The following is a 26,319-nucleotide window of genomic DNA, read 5'->3' as shown; positions in this document are numbered from 1 at the left end:
TACTTCTGCCGCAAAGCTATGCGGAGGTAAAGGGCATCGAAGTGCGGGGGCTGAAATAAATAATAATCTCCGCAGAATTTTGCGGAGATTTTTCGCTTTTCCAGTCAATTCATAATAGATGAGGCAAGCTCTCGAAGCGCTAGAGCTTTATTCTCGCATGTGGTTGCAGATTGCTTTCCCTTTTCTTCAGGGCATTTTCGGTTTCGGTCATATAGTTGCGGATGTTGGGCGTTATGAGCTGCTTTTTGGTGAGTTGCATCTGAAAGATGAACATGCGGTCCCAGGCAAAAGCCATTTCCGATCCAGCCAGATAGAAATTCCACATGCGGAAGAAGGTTTCGTCATAGAGGGCTATGGCTTCTTCCTTGCGGGCAACAAAGCGCTTGCGCCATTCACGCAGGGTATAGGCATAATGCATTTGCAGGATTTCTATGTCCCGTACCAGAAAACCCGATCGCTCAACTGCGGGCAGGACTTCCGATAATGAGGGGATATAGCCACCGGGGAAGATATATTTGGCGATGAACGGATTGGTCATGTTGTAACCGGGTTCTGTCCTGCCAATCGAATGAAGCAGCATGATGCCATCTTCATCCAGCAGCTCGTAGCACTTGCGGAAGAAATTGTCATAGCGGCCCGTGCCCACATGTTCGAACATGCCAACCGAAACGATGCGGTCAAACGGGGCTGCCTTCATGTTGCGATAGTCTTTCAGCTCGAAACGAACCCGATCCGAGAGGTTGCGTTCTTCGGCCCGACGACTGGAGACAGTCAACTGTTCATGTGACAAGGTGATGCCAGTGATGTCTGCGCCCGTCGTCTCTGCCAGATAAATGGCCAGTCCGCCCCAGCCAGAACCGATTTCAAGCACTCTTTCCTTTTCGCTCAGACGCAATTTCGAGGCCAGATGACGTTTCTTGGCCAGTTGGGCCTCGTCCAGAGTGCTGTTCTCGGTTTCGAAGTAGCCACATGAATATTGCCAGTCATCATCGAGAAACAGGTCGAAGAGGGCCGGGGTCAGGTCATAGTGATGGGAGACATTCCTGCGGTTCTTGTTGATGGGAAGACGCGTCTCTACCTGAGCTTTCAGAATGCGCCACATACGCCTGAATTTCATGACAGAAGAAAAAATGCTATCCAGCGTGTTGTTTCGAATAAGAGAGAAGAAATCATAGATGTCTCCCTCATCGATGACAAAGCGCCCTTGCATATACATCTCACCAAGGGTGAGTTCTGGGTCTCTGGCCAACAGCCGTTCGGCTTCTTCGTCGGTCACGCGGACGCAAACCTGCATGCCGGAACTATCGCCATAAGAGACGGTTTCTCCCGAGGCCCAAATGACTGTCAGATTGCCGGTTTTTACAATCCTTGTGAGCAGATTATGGAGTGGTTCATACATTGGATTACTCTGCTGTTCTCTTGATACAACAGAGGCCGAGATCGTTTTTCTATTGGCTCCTCATGTCATTCTTGACGGAACAGGTTCGTAGCGGGGCGACCATATTCAGAGTTTATCTCTTCTCTGGCAAGAAAAGATGATGAACGACGAGGGGCGTGGCTCAGTCTCTGAGAATTGAAGAAAATGATTTCGCTCAGTCTGGCAAAAGCCAAACGAGTGGTGTTCCATAATATTGTGTAATGGTGACCTTTGTAAAGTTTTGCTTTTGCTAAATAATTCGCTCGTTTTATGCTTTGTGTTTCTTATTTTACGAATTTGTCTTCAATCGCTTGCTGTATGGTTGCTCCGGTCCAGGGCACCCTGAAGAATATAGGATGCTGCCATTTTGTCGACGACTTCGCCTCTCCGGCTGCGAGAGGTATCGGCATCAAGCAGGGTACGCGTCACTGCGACAGTAGACAGGCGTTCATCCCAAAAGCTCAACGGAAAAGGCTCCAATTGCTTTTCAAGCCAGAAATCTCTGAGCGACAGGCAAAAATCCCGAGTGGCCTGGGCTCTGGGGCCTTCAGACCCATCCATGTTGAGAGGCAACCCCAGAATGAAGCCGCCCACTTCGTGCTCGGAGCACAGGGCGAGCAACCGCTCCGCGTCCTTGCTGAATTTGGTCCGGTGGAGCGTTTCGAGTGGTGTTGCTATGCGCTTTCCAGTGTCAGATATCGCAAGCCCAATGGTTTTCGTTCCGAGGTCAAACCCGAGCAACCTTTGGCGGGGTGACACTATGGCAGTGAGCTCCAGCAATGGAATATCTATGGGGGGCTTGTTCTTTTTCTTTCTTGCCATGACGTTCGATACCTTTTTGGGGAAATTGTAGAGACATTACCATGACGATTCAAAGATACCAATCCGGCAATTGAGGCCTTAAACATGGTCTTGGTTGCATCTGCACTTATAGGTTGGCAAAACGAAATTTTGAGCGCTGTTGCTCAGTATAAAGCCTTACGGAATTATATTTTCAATTTTGTGTAACTTTATAAGTTTCAGTTTTCTTGTGCCAGATTTTTGAAATGATTTTTTTTGTATCAGTTCATTTCTGAAACGAATTTCACCACAGTATTTGTGTGTGTAAAGCTTTTTTTACAACTATTGTTATATGGTTTACTGGGACATGAGAAGGTTGAGGTGCAGAATGGGGCGCTTTGAAATTAATGCCGGGCTAGCGATTTCTATTGCTCATGAAATTGTAAGAGCAACAACTGAGACCGAACTCTTCATTGCAATGAGAAAAGCTGCCGGTACTTTGCGGCAGAATGTTGCTTTGCGCGCTTATGTTACGGGCATCCACGGCAAGTCTCTCCGTTTGGCCGCCGATCTTGGGTGCGAGACGATTGCTGTTGACCAGGACAGTGTCGAAAACTGGCTTTTACATGACGGGCCGGTGCCGGATTTTAGCGACGAGCTGAGCAGCAACCGACTGTCCACCTGCTCGAAGATCATTGATGATGACGGCATGTTGCTTGGTGGTCTCATCCTCTCATTCGATGATAGTGTCAATGATGAATTGTCCCGGGATGTCAACGAGAAGATGGTTTTTAACCTCACAGCTCTCGGTGCTCGAACCTTGGGTACATTGCACAAAAGACGCCTTTCCAGCATGGTGCTTGAGGCGCTGGAGCAAAGCGAAGAAGCGATTGTCTTTTATGGAGAAGAAGAAGAAGGCGTGATTTTCAGCAATGAGGCCTATCATCGTGTTTTCCCACATTATCCAGATCGTTCGGGCATTGCCGGCAAGACACATCTGGAGCTTTACCGGATGGATCTGGAGGCCGGTGTCATATCCGACCCGGTCGCGTTGAACGCCCCTGACGTTTATCTTGAGCAGCGAAAACAACTCGAAAGCCAGTTGGTCGAGAGCCAGCGCGAAACTCAGAAGATTGGCGACAAGACCTATATCTATACACGAACGCGGTCCGCATCGGGCGCGATCATGTCTCGTCGCATCGATATTTCCGAACAGGCTGTGGCCGAAGCCAAGTTGAGGGAAAATGAAAGGCAGTTGCGCACCCTTGTTTATCGGGACTCTCTGACCGGCTTGTTCAACCGTGCCTATTTCCTCGAGTTTATTGAAACCTGTTCGGAGCAACTGGCGAGTGGACACCTTAAAGGCGTTACTGTCTTTTGGGTAGACCTCAACGGCTTCAAGATGGTCAACGACAATTACGGGCACGATTTCGGTGATTACGCGTTGCGAACGATCGGGCGAAGGCTGAAGCGCGGCATATTGGAGAGTGACGCGGTTGTCCGGTATGGGGGGGACGAGTTCGTTGTCCTTTTCAACCGGACCTTGAATGAGCATGAAATCGAGATCATCGCCAACCGGATTCTGACAATTGTCGATGCAGAAGTCTCCTATAATGATGTTTGCTTCCGGATCGGTGCGAGCGTCGGCATTGCATTGTCAGAAGGCAAATCGACCAACTTGAAAGCTTTGCTTGGCGATGCTGATCTTGCCATGTATGAAGCCAAAAGGCTGCGAGAAAGCGCCTACCGCATTTTCAATCCTGCCATGCGGGTCCAGTTGATCGAACGCTACGAGTTGCTCGAAGACATCAGGGCGGCTTTTGAAAATGACGGGTTCGAGCTGTATTTCCAGCCGCAATTCAATTTGCAGACCGGCGAGCTTGTGGGGTTTGAAGCCTTGTCTCGCTGGAACCATCCTCGACGTGGCTTCATTCCTCCCGATGTGTTCATTCCGATCATGGAGGAAAACAATCTGATTGAGGAACTCGGACGCTGGGTTCTGAAAACCGCTTGCGAGGAAGCGCGCAAATGGCCACGGCATCTTTTCGTGGCGGTGAATGTGTCGGCCTTGCAATTGCGCAATCCGAATTTTGCCATTGCACTTGGCAAATGCCTGTTCCAATCCGGTTTGCGGCCGGGGCAGTTGGAATTGGAAATTACCGAGTCCGTCATGCTCGAGGGGGATCAGGAAGAGCGGAACCAGATTGAAAGCTGGAAAATGCTCGGAGTTGATATTGCTCTTGATGATGTCGGCAAAGGTTATTCCAGTCTGAGCTATCTCAGCGAATTCCCGTTTGACAAGATCAAGATCGATCGGGGCTTTCTGGGAGCTCTCGAAACAAGACGTCAGGATGCTGCTCCCTGTGTGATCCTCAGGGCCATCGTCGAGCTTGGCCGGTCTCTTGGCAAAACAGTGATCGCCGAGGGTGTGGAAACGCCAGAGCAGCTTGAGTATCTGAATAGCATTGCATGTGAACAAGCTCAGGGATATTTCCTTGGCAAGCCCATGCCCGCCGATCAGGTGAGTGATTTCATTTGCCAAGCTACGTCCGACCAGAAAGCTGCCATCAATTCCTGATGCTTGCGATTATCCTGTCTTGGGGATCCTCCGCGTCTGTCCAGGCAGGCACGGCAAGGAGATCCATTTGGTTCTTTTTTTGTCTTTTCTCCGGTTCCTTCGGCTCTGCCGGTCCCTTACAAGCGGCTTTGGTGGAGAAAATGCCTTCCAGTGCCGCATCTGTTCGCGCTTGGAGTTGCGCGTAAAAGTGCAGAGATGCTATAGCCCAATATGAGTGGCAAAAGACTCGTTGCTGGTTCGAGCAGGGGGCGCCGGAAAGAGGGCGCTACTCGGACATTTATTTGGAAGGCTTTTATCGATGTCAATTGACAAGGATACGGTTAAGCGCGTGGCTCGTCTTGCCCGCCTGTCCGTTACAGAAGAAGAGGCGGAAAGCCTTAAGGGTGAATTGAATTCGATCCTCAATTGGGTCGAGATGCTCAACGAAGTCGATGTCGAGGGTGTCGATCCCATGACCTCGGTGGTTACCCAGAAAATGAAAAAGCGCGATGATGTCGTGACTGACGGCAATTATGCCGACCGTGTTGTCAGCAATGCGCCTGCTTCTGAAGACAATTATTTCATGGTTCCAAAGGTCATCGAGTAGACCTTTTGCGTGCTCATCAGCCACAAGTGGCTCGATGATCAGAACCCCTTTTTCAATTCGATGGATTGTGCGGACCAATATATGGTCCCCTCCTGCAAAGTGATGAGGATGACCTCACGTGACAGATCTCACGGCTTTGACAATTGCTGAGGCCCGCGACGGGCTGGCAAAAAAAGAATTCTCAGCGTGCGAGCTGACCCAGAGCTATATCAAGGCAATGGACAGCGCCAATGTTCTGAATGCCTATATCACCAAAGTGCCGGAAAAGGCGCTCGAGATGGCCAAGGCATCGGATGAGCGCCTTGCAAAGGGCGAGGCAAGACCTCTTGAAGGTATTCCGCTTGGTATCAAGGACCTTTATTGCACCAAGGGCGTCGGTGCTTATGCGTGCTCGCATATTCTGGATGGCTTCAAACCGGAATATGAAAGCACGGTGACGCAGAATCTCTGGGACGATGGTGCGGTGATGCTCGGCAAGCTCAATATGGACGAGTTTGCCATGGGCTCGACCAACGAGACCAGCTATTTCGGCCCCGTGAAAAACCCCTGGCGTGCAACCGGCGAAGAGATCGATCGGGTGCCCGGTGGTTCTTCGGGCGGTTCTGCTGCGGCTGTTGCTGCGCGCATTTGTGCGGCTGCAACGGCGTCGGATACCGGTGGCTCCATTCGTCAGCCTGCTGCCTTCACCGGCACGGTTGGCATCAAGCCGACCTATGGTCGCTGTTCCCGTTGGGGCATGGTTGCTTTCGCGTCCTCGCTCGATCAGGCCGGGCCGATTGCACGCACGGTTCGCGATGCTGCCATCATGCTCAAATCCATGGCGTCGGTTGACCCCAAGGATACCACTAGCGTTGATCTTCCTGTGCCAGACTATGAAGCCGCGCTGACCGGTGACATCAAAGGCATGAAAATCGGCATTCCCAAGGAATATCGCGTTGATGGCATGCCAGAGGAAGTGGAAGCCAACTGGCAACAGGGTATCGAATGGCTCAAAGCAGCGGGTGCCGAGATCATCGATATTTCCCTGCCCATGACCAAATATGCGCTGCCTGCCTATTATATCGTGGCTCCTGCCGAGGCCTCCTCGAACCTTGCCCGTTATGACGGTGTGAAATATGGCCTGCGGGTCAATGGTGACGACATCATCGACATGTATGAAAAGACCCGCGCGGCCGGTTTCGGCTCCGAGGTCAAGCGTCGTGTGCTGATCGGCACCTATGTGCTGTCTGCCGGTTACTATGATGCCTACTATCTGCGCGCCCAGAAGATCCGCTCTTTGATCAAGCAGGATTTTGACAAGGCCTTCGAGAAAGTCGACACCATCCTGACGCCGGCTACACCTTCGGCTGCGTTTGAACTCAACAAGGAAATCACTGATCCGGTCGAGATGTATCTCAACGACATTTTCACGGTGACCGTCAACATGGCTGGTCTTCCGGGGATTACGGTTCCTTCAGGCAAAAATGCCATCGGTCTTCCGATGGGGTTGCAGTTGATCGGCAAGGCCTTTGATGAGGAAACCCTGTTTCGTACCGCAGGGGCGCTTGAGGATGCCGCCGGCATCATGGACGCGCCCGCCAAGTGGTGGTGAGATCGGTCATCCCATGCAGAGAGAACGCCATGCGCAAAGCTGAAGAATGCACTGAAAAGGCACATATTCGCGAAGAGGTCGACCGACTTGATCGGGCGCTTGTGGCGTTGTTTGCCGAACGGGATTCCTATGTGCGGCGCATGGCGGAGATCAAACAGGATCCTTCCGAGGCTCGCGATGATGATCGCGTCAAAGCGGTGCTCGACAAGGTTTTGGCGGAGCTGGAAACTCATGATCTGGCTCCAGATCTCTATATGCAATTTTGGGAAGACCTGATCGAAGTCAACATCGCCTATGAAGAGAGTGCAATTGCGGCTCATCAGGGCGAAGCAGATTAGACATCTGGCGCGTTTTTGGCGCGCCTTTCAATCATGTTAGGAGCTGCGAGACCGCGCTCCGGTAAAGCTGAGGACGAAAATATGGCTGAAGCGTCCAGCAAATTGATCAAGGGAGCAACCGGCGACTGGGAAGTGGTCGTCGGCATGGAAATCCATGCCCAGGTGGCTTCCGAAGCAAAACTTTTCTCCGGCTCGTCAACCAAATTCGGTGGCGAGGCCAACGCTCATGTGAGCTTTGTTGACGCGGCCATGCCTGGCATGCTGCCGGTGATCAACGAGGAATGCGTGCGGCAGGCGATCCGGACCGGGCTTGGTCTGAAGGCCACGATTAACAATCGTTCGTTGTTTGACCGTAAAAACTATTTCTATCCCGATCTGCCACAGGGCTATCAGATCTCGCAATATAAGGATCCGATTGTTGGCGAAGGTGTTGTCATCCTGGACATGCTGGATGGCGAACGGGTTGAGGTAGGCGTCGAGCGTCTGCATCTGGAACAGGATGCGGGCAAATCGATGCACGATCAGCATCCGACCATGTCCTTTGTGGATCTGAACCGCTCCGGCGTTGCGCTAATGGAAATTGTGTCCAAACCGGACATTCGCTCTTCCGAGGAAGCCAAGGCCTATATGACAAAGATGCGGACCATTGTTCGCTATCTCGGTACCTCTGACGGCAATATGGAAGAAGGCTCCATGCGGGCGGACGTCAACGTTTCTGTCCGTCGTCCGGGCGAACCGTTCGGCACCCGGTGCGAGCTCAAAAACATGAACTCGATCCGTTTCATCGGTCAGGCCATCGAGTATGAAGCCCGGCGTCAGATTGCCATTCTGGAAGATGGTGGCAGTATCGATCAGGAAACCCGGCTTTATGACGCCAAGAAAGGGGAAACCCGGTCCATGCGTTCCAAGGAAGAGGCGCATGACTATCGCTATTTCCCGGATCCCGATTTGTTGCCTCTCGAATTTGACGATGCCTATGTCGATGAGCTTCGCAAGGCCCTGCCGGAACTGCCAGATGACAAGCGTGAGCGTTTCATCTCGGAACTCGGTTTGAAGCCTTATGATGCTTCTGTACTCGTTGCCTCCAAGCGCCTCGCTGATTTCTTCGAAAAAGTGGCTACGGGACGCGATGCGCAACTTGCCGCCAACTGGGTGATCAACGAGTGGCTTGGCCGGTTGAATAAAGAGCAGCTTGATATCGACGACAGTCCCGTCTCTGCCGATCAGCTCGGCAAGATCGTTGATCTGATCAAGGCTGGCGATATTTCCGGCAAGATCGCCAAGGATCTGTTCGAGATCATTTGGACCGAGGGCGGAGATCCTGCGGAAGTCGTTGAAGCCAAAGGCATGAAACAGGTGACTGACACCGGCGCGATCGAAGCCATTGTCGATGACATCATCGCCAACAACCCTGATCAGGTCGAGAAGGTCAAGGACAAACCGGGTCTTATCGGCTGGTTTGTTGGGCAGGTGATGAAAGCCAGCCAGGGCAAAGCCAACCCGCAGGCTGTCAACCAGATTCTGAAAGACAAGCTCGGTCTCGATTAGGGCTTTGTCGCCATATGAATGAAACAAAAAAGCGCGACCATGGTTCGCGCTTTTTCTTTGCCTGTGGTTCGCAGAGTTCTCTGGAGCTTGGCAGCAATGGGCCTGCGCGGTTCTTCAGGCGCGTATATTAAGGCGTAAAACAGGTGGCATTTCATGTCTTGAGGGCTGACATTGCTCTTGATGTGTCGTATATATGTATCGCGATAATTAATTTCCTTGCTTCGAACAGGCAAGACAGGCTCCATTGAATATGGGGCAGGACAATTGAGAGGACCAGGTTATGACAATGTTGATTGTGGGTGTGCTGCTGTGGTTTCTGGTGCATGTGTTCCCGATTTTCTTGCCGCAGAAGCGCAAAGAGCTGATTGCCAGAATGGGAGAGGGGCCTTACAAGGGCGCTTTCACGCTGCTGATTGTTCTGTCGCTGGTGCTTATCGTCTTTGGCTGGCGTAGCGCAGGGGAGGCGGGATATGTGGGCGATCTTTACAGTGAGGACTGGACCCGTCACGCGAACTACACCCTCTTGCTGTTTTCCATGATCCTGTTTGGTGCTGCAAAAGCTCCAAGTCGTATCCGCCGTGTTGTCCGGCATCCGATGCTTTGGGGCATGGCGCTCTGGGCCATCGGACATTTGCTCGTCAACAACGATCCTCGCTCGCTGGTGCTGTTCGGCGGAATGCTTGTCTGGTCCTTCATCTCCATGTGGGGATCAAGCCGCCGTGATGGCCCCTATACGCCGCCTGCGGTCAAGCCTCTGTTCATCGAGTTCAATATCATCCTGATGTCTGTCGTCATCTATTGTCTGATTATATGGCTGCATCCCTATTTCACCGGTATGGACGCTGTTGACCTTGGGGCGTTATGGGATAGGCTCTAGCGATCCTGTTTTTCCTGATGTGTTTAGGTTTGCTTGAAGGGAGGGCTCATATGCCAGATTTTCCGATTCGCGAAGCGCGACGCGATGATGTTGCCGCGATTGTAGCCATGCTTACAGATGATTTCTTGGGAGCCAATCGCGAGAATCAAAGTGATCTGGCTCCTTATCTCGCGGCCTTTGAGACCATGGACGCCGATCCCAACAACAATCTGTTTGTTGTGTGCGATGAAAATGACGAGCCAATAGGCACATTCCAGCTGATTTACATGCAGGGACTGTCAGTCGGCGCCTGTAAACGCGCCGAAGTCGAAGCGGTTCGTATCGCGTCCACTATGCGTGGACAGGGTATTGGCAAACAGATGTTTGACTATGCAATCGAGAAAGCCAGAGCTGATGGTTGCGGAATGATGCAGTTGACCACGAACAAGCAGCGGGTTGACGGGCAGCGCTTCTATGATCGGTTGGGGTTTGAAGCCAGCCATATCGGTTACAAAATGAAGCTTTGACCCTTTGCCTTTCACTCTTGTGTGATGTCTCTGGTCAACTGATAGCCTCATGCATATGTGATTGAGATCATTGTTAAAAAGGCAGAGCATCTCAAATGCTCTGGAAGTCAGGAGACCGATTATGACCGCCCAAACCACCCCATTTGATCTATATTACTGGCCGACACCCAATGGCTGGAAGATCACGATCATGCTCGAAGAGCTTGGCGTTCCCTATGATGTCCACTATGTCAATATTGGTGCAGGGGATCAGTTCAAGCCGAACTTTCTCGAGATCTCTCCCAACAACAAGATGCCCGCTCTGGTGGATCCTGAAGGCCCGGATGGCAAACCGATTTCGATTTTCGAATCCGGGGCCATTCTGCTTTATCTTGCGCGCAAATTTCGGCGCTTTCTTCCCGACGATGAAAGAGGCCGGGTTGCCGTTGAGCAATGGCTGATGTGGCAAATGGGCGGTTTCGGCCCGATGCTGGGGCAAAACCATCATTTTGGTACCTATGCGCCGGAGAAGATCGACTATGCGATCAACCGCTATCGGGACGAGACGCATCGGCTTTATGGTGTCCTGAACAAGGCCCTGGAAGGCAAGGACTTTGTCACTGGCAACTACTCCATTGCGGATATGGCAATTATTGGCTGGGTGGTGCCTCATGAGCGGCAGGCAATTGATCTTGCGGAATTCCCCAATGTCAAACGCTGGTTTGAGGCATTGAAAACCAGGCCAGCAGTTGCCACCGGTCTGGCGCTTGGAAAGGAAGAGCGGGCAAAGCTGGATCTGGCCAAGGACAAGGCTGCGCAGTCCATTCTCTTCAATCAGCGGGCCAGATAGCCCTCTTTGTTCTGCTTTTTCCTGACTGAAAAACGTAAAGCTCCCGGGTCTGGACTCTGGGGGCTTTTTTACTGTGAGAAATCAACAGCCTAAGGAATCATCCTTAGTGAGGGCATGAGGAAAAATGTCGTATGGTTTCCAAACTATTAGTCCGTTTGTTCATATTTGTCTCTAATTCTGGAGGAAGTTGGCGGAAGTCGGCCAAAGTCAGGGTTTAGCAAAAGTAAAGTTTACAAGCGCGTAACCTTTTGTTTTCATTGCGGTAACCAACTCTATTTACGTCGAATTGAGAGATTTATTTCACCATTGAACTTATCAGGACGGGCAAAAATGCTCACAAAATGACCGATGAAACCGGTCGGCAAATGAAAGTGAATGGGGATGATGAAATGGCACGTATCGAGTTTGATTCCGCCGAGTTGAATGGTGTTGGTAAAAATGCAACCGATGAAGTTTTCTTTCAGTTGGGGCTGTCACATTCAATTGGAGATCAGGGTGAACCGGATCTGATTGCAGCTCACAAATGGTTCAATCTGGCAGCCATGAAGGGCAACGTCGAAGCGGCAATTCGCCGTCAGGAACTGGCTGAAGAAATGTCTGGCGCAGAGATTGCCAAAGCTCAGCGGCAGGCAAGGGAATGGATCCGGTTGCATTAGTCTTGGGTGTCGGCATCGATCGGAAATTTGCGACAGTTTCTCGAGAAAGATGCACACTTTCCATATGACTTGTAACGGGGATGGAATATGCACATAACGTGTTGACGGGCACCAGTTTACTGGTGCCCGATTTTTTTGTCCGACGCTCTCGTCTCAGCTCAAAGCCAGCGCCTCGTCGATCTGGTGCATGCCGGGTGCACCATGGCTGAAGCCATTGACAAATTCATGACCTGGCATCAGCTCCGAGATTTTACTTCTGGCTTCTCCGGCATCGATATTCCCCTTCATGAAGGCCCGGAACTGTTCGGCAACTGCGATCATGTCGCCGGTGTGAGGGGAAAGACGGAAGGCGTTGACACCAGCCTTTGCAAGGTCTGGCAACTCCTCGAGTAGCAGTTGACTGCCGTAGGACATGGTCTGGATGCCATTGATCGCAAGGAATGGCTGCCCCGTAAGGCTCTTGACGTCACGGCCATCGGGATCCTGATCGCAGACAAAACGGCAACTGTCCTTGGATAGATGGTGAAGACGGGCGTGATAGCAGCGTGCTGACAGGGCCAGAGGCAGGCGACCGAATATCTGCACTTCATATTTGGGGTGAGGGGCTGCCTTGATGATCTGTGCGATGGTGGTGGCGGGGACTTCTGTCGGCATGACAAAACGCACTGCGCCGCGCGATACCAGTGATTGGACGGCTGCCTCATTATAGATATTGATATAGGGGCCGATGACAAATTGCTTGTCCTTGAGGAAAGCGAGCGCTGTCAGGTCATTGGCCTCGACCATCCACATGTCCTGCTCGCATTGGTCCTTGAGCGTCTTGCGCTCCGGTTTTGTCGTCACCAGGGCCAGAGTCGAGAAAATCACTTTCTTTCCAGCAGCTTGCATGCGCTCCAGAATATCCGGCAAGGCATTGTTGCGGAAGGGAAGCCGCTTTGAGCAAACCGCCTCGCCGATATAGACGAGGTCGAAATCACTTTCGTCCGCGATTCTGAAGTAGAAATCGCGCCAGGCATCTTCCGACCAGTTGAAGAGGCAGGGGCCAAGGGTCAATTCAGTGTCTTGCATTTCTCTTTTCCCTATCGCCATGTTTTCTGGTAGGAGCCCTTGGTGCTCTTCTGGCCCTCAGTCATGGGGGCAAGGATCTGGTCAAGGTCGATGCTAGAGCCCTTTGCCACAGCATCAACAGCCTGCCGGAAGCTTTTGACGACCTGAGCCATGTAGGCCTTGCCGCGCTGCCGTCCTTCGATCTTGAGCGCCGTGACGCCGGCTTCCTGCAATTGTGGCAGCAGATGCGCGGCATTGAGGCTAACCGGATCTTCAAAGACATATCCGACCTCACCCTGTGATTCAAACCGCCCCTTGCAGAGCGTCGGATATGCGGCAGCCACTCCCTTTGGATATTGGTTGATCGTGATGCCTTCAAGTGTGCTCTCGAGGCAATCATCGCGGTCTTCATATTTTACCGAACCGGGAGGGGAGCAAACGCCGTTGATGTTCGGGGATTTGCCGGTGCAATAGGACGACAGCGAACAACGCCCTTCCGCCATGACGCACAGTCCGCCAAAGATGAAGACTTCCGTTTCGCAACGGATTTCACGATTGATTGCCGCAATTTCCTGCACCGTGAGAACCCGGGGCAGAACAACCCGTTTCACACCGAATTCCTCGACATAATAATTGATCATGTCGGCATTGGCCGCCGCCGCCTGCACCGAGAGATGGACGCGCAAATCAGGATGCTTGTTCGCGGCATAGTCGAGCAGACCGATATCAGCAAGAATGACCGCATGGGCATCTGATGCGGCGACATCATCAATGGCTTGATACCAAAGGTCCATGTTGCCAGCCTGAGCGAACGTATTCACTGCGGTGAGAACCTTGGCTCCCCGTTCAGCTGCGTAGGCAATGCCTTGTTGCATTTCCTTGCGAGAGAAGTTCAGGCCTGGAAAATTGCGCGCATTTGTCTGGTCGCGGAAGCCGCAATAGATCGTGTCGGCACCTGCGTCAACCGACGTTCGAAGGGCCGCCGGAGTTCCTGCCGGACAGACCAGTTCCATGGCTTTCTGTGTCATTGGTCGAAGTTCCAATTCGTTTCAATAATCGGATCAAGTCGGATATGGGCCGGGCATCGGCATGCCCGGTTGGTCAGACTCTGCGGCTGGTTCTTTTTTCATCCAGGGGAATTTTCGGATCGTGTCAAACACCCATTTTCCACCCCTCTCGACCGGTTGGCTCAATGGCCCGGCCAATTGTGCGCATTCATGGATGAAGTCGATCTCCGCATCGTCGATTGCATTGCGGAGCGCCAGAACGGCTTCCGTATCACCCTCGATCGTCAGATCGCGCGAGAAAAACAGGGCGTCCCCATCTTCTTCTCCATCGAGCAGGTCAAGCAGGGACAGAAAGGGGGCCGTGACGGTCACGTCGCGATTTGGAAAGGCGTCCAGCGACCGCGAGAGACGCAGCTGTACGCGCCCATTGTGAAAGCTGAGGCTCGTCATCCAGTCAAGGTCCGTGGGGACAATGACGAAAGACTTGCTGGCATAGTCACCAAGGCGTTCAAAGAAGTCGGGATTCTGGCTTGCGAATCGGTTGGAAATCTCAGCGACAAGTCGTTCCATCGGCAAGAGGGGCAAATGTCGGGTGAAGCGGGCAACGATTGGCGGAAAGGCGCGCATTGTTCCGTCAGACATCTTGATATCTCCCCTTGATGATGAGTCTTTGCTGAGCCAGCAGCCATGCTGCATTGCAGCTAGAGAGCCCATTCTGCTGACAATAACCTGCTTTTACTTGATAAAAATCATTTCAGTATGCGTCAAAATGGCTCACGTAATTTTGCTTATTCTTCAGCGTGTGTCCTGTGGGCCATCTGAAGCGCGGCGACCCGAATATTCCACAATGCGGGTGCTTTATCCGTCAGGGAGTTGCCATGAGATTGGCTGGCCAAATGTGTCTTCTTAACCAAGATTTGCTTAAAAAGCCTGTGAGGGACGATCTTTCCCCTATGCAAGGCGGCCAAGGCATGGTAGTGACCAGCGTCAACTTCTATCCTTTTGTCTCTGTCTTTTTACATTTCGTTCGTTGATTTATGCGGGCGCGACAGGGGCTTACATCCTTTTGGCACCGTGTTTACGGCTTTTAATGCTAAGCGTGAACCAAACTCAGAGGAGAGTTGGCATGGCCATCATATTACAACCTTCTACCGGACAAGAGGCATTGACCTTTGACGATGTCCTGCTTCAGCCGGATCATTCTGTCGTCATGCCCGGTGAAGTCAGCATCACCACCAAATTGACCAAGGAAATAGAGCTGAATTTGCCTCTGCTTTCTTCTGCGATGGATACTGTCACCGAAGCCAAGATGGCGATTGCCATGGCGCAGGCCGGCGGCATGGGCGTCATTCACAAGAACATGACCCATGAAGAGCAGGCCGAGCAGGTTCGCCAGGTCAAGAAATTCGAAAGCGGCATGGTCGTCAATCCCTTGACGATCACTCCCGACTATACAGTGGCCGAGGCCAAGGCGCTCACGCGCAAACACGGCTTTTCCGGCGTTCCAGTGGTGGAAGGCAGCAAGGAAGGCGAGAAAACCGGACGTCTTGTCGGGATTCTGACCCACCGTGACTTGCGCTTTGCTTCCGATCCGGAGCAGCGGGTCTATGAGCTTATGACGCGGGACAACCTGATAACCGTGACCGAACAGGTCAATCAGGATGAGGCCAAGCGGCTTTTGCACCAGCATCGCATTGAAAAACTGTTGGTGGTGGATGAGAAATTCCATTGCGTCGGACTTATTACCGTCCAAGGACATCGAGAAGTCTCGCCTCAATCCCAACGCCTGCAAGGACCGTCATGGGCGCCTCAGAACCGCGGCTGCCTGCTCCGTTGGCACCGATGGTTATGAACGTGCGATGGCTCTTATCGATGCCGAGGTTGATGCGCTGGTCATTGATACAGCCCACGGCCACAGCCAGAATGTCATTGACGCGGTTGCTCGCATCAAGAAAGAGAGCAATTCGGTTCAGTTGATCGCGGGCAACGTGGCAACGGCCGATGCAACAAAGGCACTGATCGATGCAGGTGCTGACGCTGTCAAGGTTGGTATTGGACCGGGCTCCATTTGCACGACCCGGATCGTGGCTGGCGTCGGTGTTCCTCAGCTCACTGCCGTGATGGATTGTGCCAAGGCGGCCGAAGAGTCCGGTGTTCCGACCATCGCCGATGGCGGTATCAAATTCTCCGGCGATCTGGCCAAGGCTCTTGCCGGTGGTGCCAAGGTCGCCATGGCAGGATCCTTGCTCGCTGGCACGGATGAAAGCCCGGGGGAAGTCTATCTCTATCAGGGTCGTTCCTTCAAATCCTATCGTGGCATGGGGTCTGTCGGGGCCATGGCGCGCGGCTCGGCTGATCGCTATTTCCAGGCGGAAGTGCGGGATAAGCTCAAACTCGTGCCTGAAGGGGTTGAAGGTCAGGTTCCTTACAAGGGGGCTGCCTCTGCGGTTCTGCACCAGCTGGCCGGAGGCCTGCGCGCAGCCATGGGCTATACGGGTTCGAAGAATCTCGAGGAATTCCGCAATCGCGCGAAATTTGTGCGGATCTCTTCTGCTTCCTTGCGTGAGAGCCACGCCCATGATGTGACCATCACCAGAGAATCGCCCAACTACGGCACAACCGCCTAGTTAGGACCTTTTTGAGGGTTCAGCATTTCAGCCAACAGGACCTTGGGGCTTTTCCATGGTCCTGTTGGCTTTTTCTTTGGCTGGTGGATTCTTGGTACGCGTTGCAATTGGCCTCGTGAAAAATCTTTATGTTGTTCGAATGACGGTTGAGATTTTTTAATGAATTTTCTTCAGTTCCTCTTTGATAATTAGTGCCAAGCTTCATCGGTCTTTCTGTATTCACATGGCTATAAATGAGATTTGATGCCGTGATTGATCTCGACCGTTGGTCTTGTGCGCGCTTGAGGTGGGTGGGTTTGCTCGCTAAGCTTCATTGTCAGAATTGTTTAGAAGGGAGTTTCAAATGACGAGCCATGTAGTGAGGGCCTTCATGCTGGATGGGCAAGGTGGTGGAACCGTGTTGTCCGCAGAGAAGATTTCCAGGGCGGATCGGCTCGAAGGGCTCGTCTGGATCCATCTTGATGGCAACGATGCGGACTCCCGGCATTGTCTTGAAAGCGAGTTTGAAGCGCTCGATCCCTTCATCATAGATGCCTTGCTTGATGATGTGAGCCGTCCGCGGATGACACAAATTGGTGATGGGGCCTTATTGGTGTTGAGAGGGGTCAACCTCAATGAGAATGAAGATCCCGAAGACATGGTTTCGATCTCTTTGTGGGTGGAGCGCTCTCGCATCATCATGGTCAGTCGAAAGCGCATCAGGGCAGCGGCCGACATCGAAGCCAAGCTTTTGGCGGGTACCGGGCCGCGCAATACCGGACATTTTGTGACCATGCTGTGTGAGCGTTTGTTTGCTCGCATGGAGCCGATCTTGCGTTCGCTCGATGATCGGGCTGACGATATCGAGGAAAAGGTTCTTTTGGAAAGCGATCCGAAATTGCGCGAGTCGATCATCGATGTCCGCATTCAGGCGATCATGTTCCGACGGTATCTGGCGCCTCAGCGCGATGCGATCGATCATTTCAGAATGGCGGACTTCGAGTGGCTTGACAAATTTCACCGTCGCCATTTGCAGGAAGTCTACAACCACCTTACGCGAAATGTGGAAGACCTGGATGCCATTCGCGAGAGGTCTCAGATCGTGAAAGACGAGATCGCGCATGTTCTGGCAGATCGATTGAACAAGCATATGTATATCCTGTCCATGATCGCAGCGATCTTTCTGCCACTGGGTTTTCTGACCGGCCTGCTTGGCATCAATGTCGGCGGTATTCCCGGAGCCAGTTATGCTTGGGCTTTTTGGGTCTTTCTCGGATTTCTCGCCATCATCGTCTCGGTGCAGCTGTCACTTTTCAAATGGTTCAGGTGGTTCTGATCCGTTTGGCAGGCTTTGCCTGTTCCCTTTATTTCCCGAGCGTATGGTTTTGCCGATACACTTGTTATTGCGTAAGCTGTTTTTCGTGTGGCGATGTGGCCAGTTGTTCTTTTCTGCCAGATGGTTTTTATGGTTCAGAGAGAGTGAGGGAGGATCAAAATGTCCGTTTTCCATAAGTGTTTTTTGGCCGTTTCTGCCTTGATGCTAACGGCTTCTGTTGCTTTGTCCGGCGGAGTGGCCAGCGAGAACAAGATCACACTGCAAAATGGCTATGTGCTTGATACGGAAAATAACAGCGTCAAGATTACGCAATATGGGAAGTCCGTTTTTCAGGCAGGCAGGCCTGAAGTCGGGAATTTCGTGACCAGCGTTAACGGGCCTCGTGACATGACCGGAAACGGCATTCCAGATATTTCCGTCATGTGGATGCTGGGGCGAAGCAGTTCGGCCTTTGTTATTCTTGAGTTCGGGAGCAGTGGTCTGAAGACGCTTTATGAGGTCAAGGGTGCACCGTGGCAGATGAATCATCTCAAGTCATTGAGCAATGAGGAAACTCTTGCCTTGATCAACGGGACTGCCGAAGTGCCTCTTCCGGGAAACATGATGCCGATCAAAAAACCTCTGCTCATGCATCAGGGGCAATCTGGCGGCTCGAACAGGCAACCATTTCCAAAGCTTAAATAGTTCGGCTGTTGAGTTTTCTCTGCCTTTGCAAGAGAAATCGACGTTTGAGGCTTGGCCTTGCGGCGCAATTCGTTTACATGCATCTTCTCAAATGGTCGGGACTGTCTGCCCGGCTGGTCAAGTCTGGATGGTGTGAAATGAAACTTGGTGGTCGCCTGCAAGCCGCAATTGAAGTGCTCGAAGAAGTGGAGGGACGCAAGCGCCCGGTCGCTGAAGCGCTCAAGGATTGGGGGCGCAATCATCGCTTTGCAGGCTCTGGCGACCGTTCTGCGATAGGGAATATTGTTTATGATGCCCTTCGCCGGCGTGCCTCGCACGGTTGGCGCATGGGGGATGACAGCCCGAGGGCGCTGGCATTGGCTGCGCTGGCGTTTGACTGGGGCAATTCTGCTGAGCAGCTTCAGGCATTGATGGCCGAGGATCCGCATTCCCCAACTGCCTTGAGCGAGAAGGAAATTGCCGCGATCGAGGCGAAATCTCTCAAGGATGCCCCTTTCTGGGTGCGCGGTGACATTCCTGAATGGCTGGAGGGGACCTTCATGGAGGCTTTCGAGGAAGAAGCCCTTGCAGAAGCTCAGGCCTTTTCCTGTCGTCCTCCGGTCGATATCAGGGTCAATTCGCTCAAGGCGTCTATCGACAAGGTGGAGAAGGAGCTTTCCCGTTTCAAACCCAAGCATACGAACCTGAGCCCGGATTGTCTGCGTTTTGCCGCGCAAAGTGGCGACTATCGCCAGCCTAACATTCAGGGTGATCCAGCCTTCCGAAAGGGCTTTTACGAAATTCAGGACGAGGGTAGTCAGATCGTCTCGCGGCTCATTTTTCCTCGCAAGTCGGATCAGGTGCTTGATTATTGTGCCGGTGGCGGCGGCAAGACTTTGGCGATGGCTGCCCAGATGGAGAATAAGGGGCAGATTTATGCCTATGATGTGGATGCCGCACGGTTGGCTCCAATCGTTGATCGATTGAGCCGGGCAGGGGTGCGCAATGTGCAGACCCGAACCCCCAATGAAGGTGCTCTTGACGATCTCATCGGCCGCATGGATCGCGTTGTGGTGGATGCGCCCTGTACCGGTACCGGAACGTGGCGCCGCCGCCCGGAGACCAAGTGGAAGCTGAGCGAGGATCAGCTTGACAAGCGGGTCGAGGAGCAACAGATCGCGCTTGCCGAAGCGCGGCAGTTTGTAAGGCCCGGTGGTTTTCTCATCTATATCACTTGCTCGGTTATCCCGATGGAGAATGAAGAGCAGATTTATGGTTTCCTTGCAAATAACCCTGATTTCGAACTGGTTTCGGCAGGGGAAGTCTGGCAGGACCTGTTTGGTTTCGATGCGCCGAAGCCCTGGTCTTCGGACATGATGAGTGTGACGCTGACACCGCAGTCTACGGCAACGGACGGTTTCTTCTTTGCCGTCATGGAATGTCGTGGCAGTTGATCCCTTGGATCTCTTTCTTCTTTTTCATCAATTGCTTGTTGGGATTTCATATCCAGTGAATTGAAATTTTCCTCGGGCTGTTGTATTGCAAGGTGAGTGAAGCTTCTTGTGAGCTTTGCGGGTGCCGGGAGAGTGTGCCTGCGTTCCGCGGTTTTTCGCCGACGGGATGTTCCGTGTTTTTCTCTTGCATCAGAAGCCCTATGAACAGCAGGTGTGACGATGGCCAAGTCTGGTGATGCGATTCAGGTTTCCATGTTTGATGCGCTGCCGGACCTTGCTCCGCCTCAGAAGCGGGCCAAGGATGAACGCAAGCCAGAGGCGCTTGCCTCCGATGAACTGGAAACGGAAGAAGAAGACTTCGAGGAGGATGGCTCATTGTCGCCGACATCGGCTTTTGCCGATGAGCAAGCCTTCACGCTTGACAATTTTCTGCCCTATCGAATTCTCGAGATATCTCAGGGCATATCCAGACGGATCGGCAAAGTGCTTCAGGAGCGCTGGGACATAAGCCTCGCCGAGTGGCAGGTGCTTGCGAGCCTTGCAAAGGATGGTCAGGTCTCTGTCCGCGAGGTTGAGCCTCGCACTCTGCTCGATACGGTTGCCGTTTCAAGGGCTGCCAAAAGGTTGACGGATCGCAAATTCATCAAGCGGGAGGTCAACAAGCAGGATAAACGTCTGGTCGTGCTCAAAACGACCAAGAAGGGGCGTGATGTTGCCGCAGAAATCGGTCGGTGCGTCATGGACATGGAGTCCGATTTTCTCAAGGGCATGCATGTTCAGGACCGGATTCGCCTTTCCCAGCTTCTCAAGTCTCTTCGTTGATAACGGTATGTCTCATTTAGGCAAATAGTCTCATAAATCCGGTTTTTCATTATGTGCAAGACCATTTCGGCGTGACCTTGCACGATATTGCTTTGTTTGTTTTCCGTTCTATTGGGGAAAGTCGGAGTTTTTGCCTGCCTCCTCCTGTTTATTCCTGCTCCGAGATTGCCTTTGATGCCGCTTCGTCATAAGAGGGTAGAACATCTATGCCGCCAGCAATGGGGCAAGGGGAATGAACGAGGAAGAGGACGTATGACGGACAAGATTCTCATTATCGATTTTGGATCGCAAGTGACACAGCTCATCGCACGACGGGTGCGCGAAGCAGGAGTTTATTCCGAGATTGTTCCCTTTCAGAGTGCGGAAAAAGCTTTCTATGATCTTCAGCCCAAGGGTGTCATTCTTTCTGGCAGTCCGGCTTCAACGGTCGATATTGGCTCTCCCAGAGCCCCTCAGGCCGTTTTTGATGCCGGTATTCCGGTTCTTGGTATTTGCTACGGTGAGCAGGCAATGTGCATGCAGCTTGGTGGCAAGGTTGAAAGCTCCAAGCATCGCGAGTTTGGTCGCGCCTTTGTGACCGTGAAAGAAATGAGCCCGCTTTTTGACGGCATTTGGGTCTTGGGCTCCAGCCATCAGGTCTGGATGAGTCATGGTGATCGGGTGACCAAGCTGCCCAAGGGGTTCGACGTTATTGCCACCTCTGAAGGTGCACCTTTTGCCGCTATTGCGGATGAGAGCAGACGTTTTTATGGCGTCCAGTTCCACCCCGAGGTGGTCCATACGCCAGATGGTGCGCAGCTTCTCTCCAATTTCGTGCATAAGATTTGCGGCTGCGAGAGCGATTGGTCCATGGCGCAGTTCCGGGCCGCTGCGATCAGGCGCATTCGTGAACAGGTCGGTGACAAACGGGTGATTTGCGGACTTTCCGGCGGCGTCGACTCTTCGGTTACTGCCGTGTTGGTCCACGAGGCCATTGGTGAGCAATTGACTTGCATTTATGTCGATTCAGGCCTTATGCGTCTCAACGAAAGCCAGCAGGTCGTCTCGTTGTTCCGCGAGCATTATAACATTCCTCTGGTTCATGTGGATGCGTCCGAGATTTTCATAACTGCCCTTGAAGGTGAAACGGATCCGGAGCGCAAGCGCAAGATCATTGGTGGGCTTTTCATTGACGTGTTCGAGGATGAAGCCAACCAGCTTGGCGGTGCTGATTTCCTGGCCCAGGGCACGCTCTATCCCGATGTGATTGAATCGGTTTCCTTTACCGGCGGACCTTCCGTGACGATCAAGTCTCACCACAATGTGGGTGGGTTACCTGAGCGGATGAATATGGAGCTGGTCGAGCCGCTGCGTGAATTGTTCAAGGATGAAGTGCGGGCGCTGGGACGCGAGCTTGGCTTGCCTGCCAGTTTCGTCGGTCGCCATCCGTTCCCGGGGCCTGGTCTGGCAATCCGTTGTCCGGGCGGCATTTCTCGCGAGAAGCTCGATATTCTTCGGCAGGCTGATGCGATTTATCTTGATGAGATCCGCAAGGCCGGTCTTTACGATGCGATCTGGCAGGCCTTTGCGGTTCTGTTGCCCGTCCAGACGGTTGGTGTGATGGGAGATGGCCGGACCTATGAATTCGTATGTGCTCTGCGTGCGGTGACGTCCGTGGATGGTATGACGGCTGATTTCTATCATTTCGACATGGACTTCCTCTCCAAAGCGGCAACCCGTATCATCAACGAAGTCAAGGGCATCAACCGCGTGGTCTATGACGTCACCTCAAAGCCTCCCGGAACTATCGAATGGGAGTGATGCAGTTGGTTGGTCGAGATGTCACAACGGGCTTGAGACTTTGATAAATGCTAGAAAACCAGCGCCTCTGTCGCTGGTTTTTTGTTCGGGGCCATTTGCGTCTGGTCAGGCATGGGCTTTGGTCACGGCAATTTATGGCGAGTGACTGCTAAAACCTTGCGCTGATGCTGTAGCCTTGGGGTGTTCCTTTCATTCTTCAATCAGGTCGCTTCCAGAGACTGGGAACTGGCCATCAAGAATGATTGCGAGGCGGCAATGCCAGTTGCTTTTGTGGAAAGCTGATTGTTTCCGCTCGTGAAGAGTGGCAAGGCCCAACCGTCTATTTCCCCACGTCAAGCGGATAGCCCTCGAAGGGTTTGATTTCCTTAAGCACCATGGTCGAGTGCATTTCCTTGATGCGGGGTAGACGGCGGATTTCGTTCATGGCGAAATCGGCATAATCGTCTAGGTCACACGCCACGACCTGCAATAGAAAGTCAGCATCACCGGCCAGGCTGTAGCAGGCGACAACACTCTCCAGTCGCTTGACCTGATTTGCAAATTCTTCCGATTCCACTTCGTTGTGACTGTCGATTTTGACCCGAATGAAGGCAAGGACTCCAAGCCCGACGGCGCGCCTGTTCAGGCGTGCTGAATAGCCTTCGATGACGCCAGCTTCCTCCAGTTGCCTGACCTTTCGCCAGCAAGGGGAGGCGGATAGTCCGACCTCCTCTGCAAGGGCCTGATTGGTCAGGCGTCCATCCTTTTGCAGATGATGCAATATTTTCCTGTCGCTTGGCTGTAGAGGCACGGTCAATCCTTCCAATATTTGCGCTTCATAGGGTCATAATGACCCATATTCTTGTCATTTTCGACATGAAAGGCAGGTTTTTTCTTGTCGGCTATCCTACCTTGAGGAAAACAGAAGGATATTTGTGATGATTGAAGGACTAAGAGTGGCGATCATTGTATCGCCTCAGCTTTCTCTGGGTTTGCTTGCCAATACGGTCGGAGCCATATCGATCGGATTGGGTGCCAAGCGGCCTGTTCTGGCGGACAGACAATTGTCGGACAACAATGGCCACGTCATTGACGTCAGCTCCCGCTTGCCTGTTCCGATATTGCAAGCAGAGCCCGAGCCGCTCAAGAAGCTGATGATGAAGGCGCTTGAATGCGAAGAGGGACATGTCATTGTTCCCTTTCCGTCCTTTGCGCGAAAGCTTCACGATTATAACGATTATGAGCAATCCTTGCCGGAGCGGTCTCTGGAAGAGGAAGTGATCGATGGAGTGGGCTTGGCCGGGCCGGAGAAATGGGTGCGTTCTCTTACAGGTTCTCTGAAGCTGCTGCGATAGGACAGCGTTTCACGCTTTTTGAAAGTCTCAAGAAAGAAAGCGCGGCCTCGGGGAGGAGCCAAGGTCGCGCTTCTCGGGTCTCCGTTGCAGATTGGCCTTGGGAGGATGAGACCGAACCCCGGAGATTTTGCATCGCAATTTGATCTGGTCTGGGGGCAATCAAATTGCTCAAGCGATTGTTTTGGCGAGGATCCTTATGCGAAACTCGCCCATGTTTTTCAGAGACATGGTCTAGTTGGAAATGATCACCTTGGCCGATTTCATCCCACCAGCTGTTTTGATGAGCTTGAACAGGGTTTTTGCATTGTCCGGGTGAAGGCGCACACAGCCGTGCGAGGCTGGGCGGCCAAGACGAGAAATGGCGTTTGTGCCGTGAATGGCCCAGCCTTTGTGAAAAAAGACGGCATAGGGCATGGGCGCATTATTGTATTTGCGCGATCGCCACATGGTGTGCATCCGATAGGGGTTGTATTCGCCTCGGGGTGTGTAGTAGCCATTCGCTGCGGTCGATACCTTCCAGCTATGGGTAATATAGCCGTTTACATAGACATTCATCCGTTGTTCGGAAATGTCGATCTTGGCGACAATCGGTGCCCTGTTCGATTTGTCACCGAGTGAGGGTCTGGATCCCAGCAAACGCAATTCGCCCGAAAAGATCGGTTCGCGCATTGATTTCTGGCTTGTCTTCAGATCTCCTTGCGGGACTGATGAGGTCGTTGCCATGGCCTGTCCACCGATACAGGCAACAGAAATCAGACTAATGAGTATTCTTCTAAGCATCATGGAATGGTTCCCCGAAAAACTGATTGGTCTTTTTGCTTAAGGGTTCCATGCTGCATTTAATATTTCTGTTTGTGTCAGCGTGAAAACTTCAAATTTGAACGAAATTTTATCTTTAGGGTAAATGAATGGTTTTGGATGCTTGACTGAAAAAAGTACAAAAAAAAGCACTCCGTTTTTCCAGATTTCGGAGTGCTTCGGTCTTTTTGAAAATCTTGGGGTCGAGCCAAGGAGCTGTTCCAGAGGGTTGACCGTCAGTTGAAGATCCTGATGAAGGTATTGCCCCGACCCTTGACGCTTACCAGTTTGAACAGCTTTTCAGCATTTTCCGGGTCCAGTCTCACACAGCCGTGAGACGCAGGATGCCCGAGACGCTTGATTGCCGTTGTTCCGTGGATGGCATATCCTTCATGGAAGAAGATGGAATAGGGCATCGGCGAGCCTTCGTAAAGCTGGGAGTAGTATTCTTCATGAAGGCGTGTTGGCTTGAATTTGCCAAGTGGTGTTTCGTAGCCCTTGCGCGCGGTTGAAACGGGCCATGTGTAGCGCTTTGCGCCTCCAACACGGACACTCATTTCCTGATTGGTGATGTCAATATTGATATCGACGATGTCGCTGTTGTCGAAGGCCAGGGTGGGTGTCGCCAGCAGAAGCGAAATGAGCAGTGAAAAGATCATTTTGAAACGGGTGGAAACCCGGTTGGATTCAACCCGACTTGATCTATCGAAAATTTTTTTAAACATGGTGTGCCCCTTTTGCTTCAGCATGTACCATATTGTTCGAAGAGCTTGAAATCACAAAGACGTCAACACAAGACAACAGGTCAATCACAATAGCCAATGGGAGACCTGGTGAGGTTTGCGCAGCACCAGATCCTTGAAGGCCAAAGGCCCCGGTCTTGAGGGAAATCTGCTCCATCAAATAGCCGAGCTTTCCAATTATCGCAAGAGAAGAGAATTGGACCGGTACGATATTTGGGGGATTTGAAGGGCTGTGAGACAGAAGGAAAACGCAGCTTAGCGTTTCTTCTTTTCCTTTTTCGCTGCACATTCAACGCACAGAACCGCCGTGGGATCTATTTCCAGCCTTTTGAGCGGAATTTCTGCGTCACATTCTATGCAGTAGCCATAGTCCCCATCTTCCAGACGCTTGACGGCTTGTTCGATTCTTTGCAGTTCGAGGATACGGCGCCTCTGGGTTTCTTCCGCCATGGCCTGGTTTTGCAGTGCGTCCATGCGAGAGAGGCGGCCCACACTTTGCTGGTCGAGAGCAACTGTTTGCCGGGCTTCCTGAGACAATTCGCTCAAGGCTGAAATCTCTATGCGCTTGCCTTCCAATAAATCCATCGCCTTTTTGGGAGAAATGGACATGGCGCTCTCCTGAGGTGTGTGTCAATCCGCTTGGTTGGCCCCAAAATATTCACGTGCTTTGGAGAAGTGTGATAGCGCTGTAAAAAGATTGTTAGAAATGTCCGCGCTTTTCTGCTTCATGAAAAGGTGAGGCATGTGTCTACGAAGGTCAATCCCCTTTTTGCTGATGACAATGCAACAAAGGCAGTATCGGATTTCTGGAAAACGCCACCTTGAATCGACAAATTGAGCGATTTATCCAAATGCTGCCACTATTTATCGGCAAGCAAAGCGGTGCGATGCGATATTATTGCTTTTTTTGCGGGTAGGAATGCTCTGGAACCGGACTGGACGATTGCGTCATGCTTTGGGACCGGGTAATGTCCGGCAAAAGTGTTTGAATGGTTTCCTGCTA

General features: G+C 52.2%; 24 protein-coding genes and 1 pseudogene. 16 read left to right on the top strand and 9 right to left on the bottom strand.

Annotated features, from left to right (window positions below):
- Positions 1-139 precede the first annotated feature (139 nt).
- Both ACHZB8_RS15475 and ruvX read right to left on the bottom strand, forming a co-directional pair.
- Entirely contained in the window at positions 140-1,399 is a 1,260-nt protein-coding gene (locus ACHZB8_RS15475) for a cyclopropane-fatty-acyl-phospholipid synthase family protein (RefSeq protein ID WP_316861642.1), read from the bottom strand.
- A 321-nt stretch (positions 1,400-1,720) separates the two neighbouring features.
- Positions 1,721-2,239, bottom strand: a complete 519-nt coding sequence (gene ruvX, locus ACHZB8_RS15470; RefSeq protein ID WP_316861641.1) for a Holliday junction resolvase RuvX — start codon at positions 2,237-2,239, stop codon at positions 1,721-1,723.
- Between the two features lie 346 nt (positions 2,240-2,585).
- On the opposite strand from ruvX, the gene ACHZB8_RS15465 reads away from it, so the two are divergent.
- The 9 genes from ACHZB8_RS15465 (at position 2,586) to ACHZB8_RS15425 (ending at position 11,706) form a co-directional block, all read left to right on the top strand.
- Positions 2,586-4,775, top strand: a complete 2,190-nt coding sequence (locus ACHZB8_RS15465; RefSeq protein WP_316861640.1) for a GGDEF and EAL domain-containing protein — start codon at positions 2,586-2,588, stop codon at positions 4,773-4,775.
- Positions 4,776-5,073: 298 nt separating this feature from the next.
- Entirely contained in the window at positions 5,074-5,361 is a 288-nt protein-coding gene (gatC, locus tag ACHZB8_RS15460; RefSeq protein WP_316861639.1) for an Asp-tRNA(Asn)/Glu-tRNA(Gln) amidotransferase subunit GatC, read from the top strand.
- A 118-nt stretch (positions 5,362-5,479) separates the two neighbouring features.
- Positions 5,480-6,952, top strand: a complete 1,473-nt coding sequence (gatA, locus tag ACHZB8_RS15455) for an Asp-tRNA(Asn)/Glu-tRNA(Gln) amidotransferase subunit GatA (RefSeq protein WP_316861638.1) — start codon at positions 5,480-5,482, stop codon at positions 6,950-6,952.
- Between the two features lie 29 nt (positions 6,953-6,981).
- On the top strand, positions 6,982-7,290 hold the full coding sequence (locus ACHZB8_RS15450; protein ID WP_316861637.1) for a chorismate mutase: 309 nt from the start codon (positions 6,982-6,984) through the stop codon (positions 7,288-7,290).
- A gap of 81 nt (positions 7,291-7,371) precedes the next feature.
- A complete protein-coding gene (gene gatB, locus ACHZB8_RS15445) occupies positions 7,372-8,838 on the top strand; it encodes an Asp-tRNA(Asn)/Glu-tRNA(Gln) amidotransferase subunit GatB (protein WP_316861636.1) in 1,467 nt (488 codons plus the stop codon).
- 280 nt (positions 8,839-9,118) lie between these two features.
- The gene (locus tag ACHZB8_RS15440) at positions 9,119-9,715 is read left to right on the top strand and encodes an NnrU family protein (RefSeq protein ID WP_316861634.1); all 597 of its coding nucleotides are present in this window, start codon (positions 9,119-9,121) and stop codon (positions 9,713-9,715) included.
- Positions 9,716-9,765: 50 nt separating this feature from the next.
- Positions 9,766-10,221, top strand: a complete 456-nt coding sequence (locus ACHZB8_RS15435; protein ID WP_316861632.1) for a GNAT family N-acetyltransferase — start codon at positions 9,766-9,768, stop codon at positions 10,219-10,221.
- Positions 10,222-10,342: 121 nt separating this feature from the next.
- A complete protein-coding gene (locus ACHZB8_RS15430) occupies positions 10,343-11,050 on the top strand; it encodes a glutathione S-transferase N-terminal domain-containing protein (RefSeq protein WP_316861631.1) in 708 nt (235 codons plus the stop codon).
- A gap of 341 nt (positions 11,051-11,391) precedes the next feature.
- A complete protein-coding gene (locus ACHZB8_RS15425) occupies positions 11,392-11,706 on the top strand; it encodes a hypothetical protein (protein WP_316861630.1) in 315 nt (104 codons plus the stop codon).
- Positions 11,707-11,859: 153 nt separating this feature from the next.
- On the opposite strand, the gene ACHZB8_RS15420 is transcribed toward ACHZB8_RS15425, so the two are convergent.
- From ACHZB8_RS15420 to ACHZB8_RS15410, 3 genes are read right to left on the bottom strand one after another with little or no spacing between them, the layout of a single operon-like run.
- Positions 11,860-12,774, bottom strand: coding sequence for a U32 family peptidase (locus tag ACHZB8_RS15420; protein ID WP_316861627.1), 915 nt, complete (start codon positions 12,772-12,774; stop codon positions 11,860-11,862).
- Positions 12,775-12,785: 11 nt separating this feature from the next.
- The gene (locus tag ACHZB8_RS15415) at positions 12,786-13,766 is read right to left on the bottom strand and encodes a peptidase U32 family protein (RefSeq protein ID WP_316861872.1); all 981 of its coding nucleotides are present in this window, start codon (positions 13,764-13,766) and stop codon (positions 12,786-12,788) included.
- Positions 13,767-13,814: 48 nt separating this feature from the next.
- Positions 13,815-14,402: an SCP2 sterol-binding domain-containing protein gene (locus ACHZB8_RS15410; RefSeq protein WP_316861626.1), complete on the bottom strand. Its 588-nt coding sequence runs from the start codon at positions 14,400-14,402 to the stop codon at positions 13,815-13,817.
- A gap of 484 nt (positions 14,403-14,886) precedes the next feature.
- Here ACHZB8_RS15410 and guaB point away from each other — a divergent pair.
- From guaB to guaA, 6 genes and pseudogenes are all read left to right on the top strand, one after another.
- Positions 14,887-16,387 (top strand): annotated as a pseudogene (gene guaB / locus ACHZB8_RS15405) (IMP dehydrogenase).
- A 343-nt stretch (positions 16,388-16,730) separates the two neighbouring features.
- Positions 16,731-17,702: a zinc transporter ZntB gene (locus ACHZB8_RS15400; protein ID WP_316861624.1), complete on the top strand. Its 972-nt coding sequence runs from the start codon at positions 16,731-16,733 to the stop codon at positions 17,700-17,702.
- Between the two features lie 159 nt (positions 17,703-17,861).
- Entirely contained in the window at positions 17,862-18,386 is a 525-nt protein-coding gene (locus ACHZB8_RS15395; protein WP_316861623.1) for a hypothetical protein, read from the top strand.
- A gap of 137 nt (positions 18,387-18,523) precedes the next feature.
- Positions 18,524-19,819: an RsmB/NOP family class I SAM-dependent RNA methyltransferase gene (locus tag ACHZB8_RS15390; RefSeq protein ID WP_316861870.1), complete on the top strand. Its 1,296-nt coding sequence runs from the start codon at positions 18,524-18,526 to the stop codon at positions 19,817-19,819.
- Positions 19,820-20,038: 219 nt separating this feature from the next.
- Positions 20,039-20,641 carry a MarR family winged helix-turn-helix transcriptional regulator gene (locus ACHZB8_RS15385; RefSeq protein WP_316861621.1) on the top strand — a complete coding sequence of 201 codons (603 nt, stop codon included), beginning with the start codon at positions 20,039-20,041 and terminating at the stop codon, positions 20,639-20,641.
- Between the two features lie 252 nt (positions 20,642-20,893).
- The gene (gene guaA / locus ACHZB8_RS15380; protein WP_316861619.1) at positions 20,894-22,441 is read left to right on the top strand and encodes a glutamine-hydrolyzing GMP synthase; all 1,548 of its coding nucleotides are present in this window, start codon (positions 20,894-20,896) and stop codon (positions 22,439-22,441) included.
- 319 nt (positions 22,442-22,760) lie between these two features.
- On the opposite strand, the gene ACHZB8_RS15375 is transcribed toward guaA, so the two are convergent.
- Entirely contained in the window at positions 22,761-23,231 is a 471-nt protein-coding gene (locus tag ACHZB8_RS15375; protein ID WP_316861618.1) for an Lrp/AsnC family transcriptional regulator, read from the bottom strand.
- Positions 23,232-23,358: 127 nt separating this feature from the next.
- Between ACHZB8_RS15375 and ACHZB8_RS15370 the strand changes: the two genes are divergently transcribed.
- Positions 23,359-23,775 carry a DUF2000 domain-containing protein gene (locus ACHZB8_RS15370; protein WP_316861616.1) on the top strand — a complete coding sequence of 139 codons (417 nt, stop codon included), beginning with the start codon at positions 23,359-23,361 and terminating at the stop codon, positions 23,773-23,775.
- Between the two features lie 231 nt (positions 23,776-24,006).
- On the opposite strand, the gene ACHZB8_RS15365 is transcribed toward ACHZB8_RS15370, so the two are convergent.
- From ACHZB8_RS15365 to ACHZB8_RS15355, 3 genes are all read right to left on the bottom strand, one after another.
- Positions 24,007-24,558 (bottom strand): L,D-transpeptidase, encoded by a 552-nt coding sequence (locus tag ACHZB8_RS15365; RefSeq protein ID WP_316861614.1) that lies wholly within the window; start codon positions 24,556-24,558, stop codon positions 24,007-24,009.
- Positions 24,559-24,809: 251 nt separating this feature from the next.
- Positions 24,810-25,298: a L,D-transpeptidase gene (locus ACHZB8_RS15360; RefSeq protein WP_316861612.1), complete on the bottom strand. Its 489-nt coding sequence runs from the start codon at positions 25,296-25,298 to the stop codon at positions 24,810-24,812.
- 273 nt (positions 25,299-25,571) lie between these two features.
- Positions 25,572-25,925 carry a TraR/DksA family transcriptional regulator gene (locus ACHZB8_RS15355; RefSeq protein ID WP_316861611.1) on the bottom strand — a complete coding sequence of 118 codons (354 nt, stop codon included), beginning with the start codon at positions 25,923-25,925 and terminating at the stop codon, positions 25,572-25,574.
- Positions 25,926-26,319: the final 394 nt, after the last annotated feature.

The organism is uncultured Cohaesibacter sp., assembly GCF_963556055.3.
In the GTDB taxonomy this organism is placed as follows: Bacteria; Pseudomonadota; Alphaproteobacteria; order Rhizobiales; family Cohaesibacteraceae; genus Cohaesibacter.
The sequence above is the reverse complement of the archived record's forward strand: the minus strand, read 5'-3'. Positions and strand labels throughout refer to the sequence as shown.

What these genes read in the sequence shown, in the direction of transcription:
- ACHZB8_RS15390 (WP_316861870.1), top strand. Translation starts at nt 18,524, where the DNA reads ATGAAACTTGGTGGTCGCCTGCAAGCCGCAATTGAAGTGCTCGAAGAA.
- ACHZB8_RS15360 (WP_316861612.1), bottom strand. Translation starts at nt 25,298, where the DNA reads ATGTTTAAAAAAATTTTCGATAGATCAAGTCGGGTTGAATCCAACCGG.
- ACHZB8_RS15435 (WP_316861632.1), top strand. Translation starts at nt 9,766, where the DNA reads ATGCCAGATTTTCCGATTCGCGAAGCGCGACGCGATGATGTTGCCGCG.
- gatC (WP_316861639.1), top strand. Translation starts at nt 5,074, where the DNA reads ATGTCAATTGACAAGGATACGGTTAAGCGCGTGGCTCGTCTTGCCCGC.
- ACHZB8_RS15465 (WP_316861640.1), top strand. Translation starts at nt 2,586, where the DNA reads ATGGGGCGCTTTGAAATTAATGCCGGGCTAGCGATTTCTATTGCTCAT.
- ACHZB8_RS15440 (WP_316861634.1), top strand. Translation starts at nt 9,119, where the DNA reads ATGACAATGTTGATTGTGGGTGTGCTGCTGTGGTTTCTGGTGCATGTG.
- gatB (WP_316861636.1), top strand. Translation starts at nt 7,372, where the DNA reads ATGGCTGAAGCGTCCAGCAAATTGATCAAGGGAGCAACCGGCGACTGG.
- ACHZB8_RS15415 (WP_316861872.1), bottom strand. Translation starts at nt 13,766, where the DNA reads ATGGAACTGGTCTGTCCGGCAGGAACTCCGGCGGCCCTTCGAACGTCG.
- ruvX (WP_316861641.1), bottom strand. Translation starts at nt 2,239, where the DNA reads ATGGCAAGAAAGAAAAAGAACAAGCCCCCCATAGATATTCCATTGCTG.
- ACHZB8_RS15475 (WP_316861642.1), bottom strand. Translation starts at nt 1,399, where the DNA reads ATGTATGAACCACTCCATAATCTGCTCACAAGGATTGTAAAAACCGGC.
- ACHZB8_RS15425 (WP_316861630.1), top strand. Translation starts at nt 11,392, where the DNA reads ATGACCGATGAAACCGGTCGGCAAATGAAAGTGAATGGGGATGATGAA.
- ACHZB8_RS15450 (WP_316861637.1), top strand. Translation starts at nt 6,982, where the DNA reads ATGCGCAAAGCTGAAGAATGCACTGAAAAGGCACATATTCGCGAAGAG.
- ACHZB8_RS15410 (WP_316861626.1), bottom strand. Translation starts at nt 14,402, where the DNA reads ATGTCTGACGGAACAATGCGCGCCTTTCCGCCAATCGTTGCCCGCTTC.
- ACHZB8_RS15400 (WP_316861624.1), top strand. Translation starts at nt 16,731, where the DNA reads ATGACGAGCCATGTAGTGAGGGCCTTCATGCTGGATGGGCAAGGTGGT.
- ACHZB8_RS15420 (WP_316861627.1), bottom strand. Translation starts at nt 12,774, where the DNA reads ATGCAAGACACTGAATTGACCCTTGGCCCCTGCCTCTTCAACTGGTCG.
- guaA (WP_316861619.1), top strand. Translation starts at nt 20,894, where the DNA reads ATGACGGACAAGATTCTCATTATCGATTTTGGATCGCAAGTGACACAG.
- ACHZB8_RS15395 (WP_316861623.1), top strand. Translation starts at nt 17,862, where the DNA reads ATGTCCGTTTTCCATAAGTGTTTTTTGGCCGTTTCTGCCTTGATGCTA.
- ACHZB8_RS15355 (WP_316861611.1), bottom strand. Translation starts at nt 25,925, where the DNA reads ATGTCCATTTCTCCCAAAAAGGCGATGGATTTATTGGAAGGCAAGCGC.
- ACHZB8_RS15365 (WP_316861614.1), bottom strand. Translation starts at nt 24,558, where the DNA reads ATGATGCTTAGAAGAATACTCATTAGTCTGATTTCTGTTGCCTGTATC.
- ACHZB8_RS15370 (WP_316861616.1), top strand. Translation starts at nt 23,359, where the DNA reads ATGATTGAAGGACTAAGAGTGGCGATCATTGTATCGCCTCAGCTTTCT.
- ACHZB8_RS15385 (WP_316861621.1), top strand. Translation starts at nt 20,039, where the DNA reads ATGGCCAAGTCTGGTGATGCGATTCAGGTTTCCATGTTTGATGCGCTG.
- ACHZB8_RS15430 (WP_316861631.1), top strand. Translation starts at nt 10,343, where the DNA reads ATGACCGCCCAAACCACCCCATTTGATCTATATTACTGGCCGACACCC.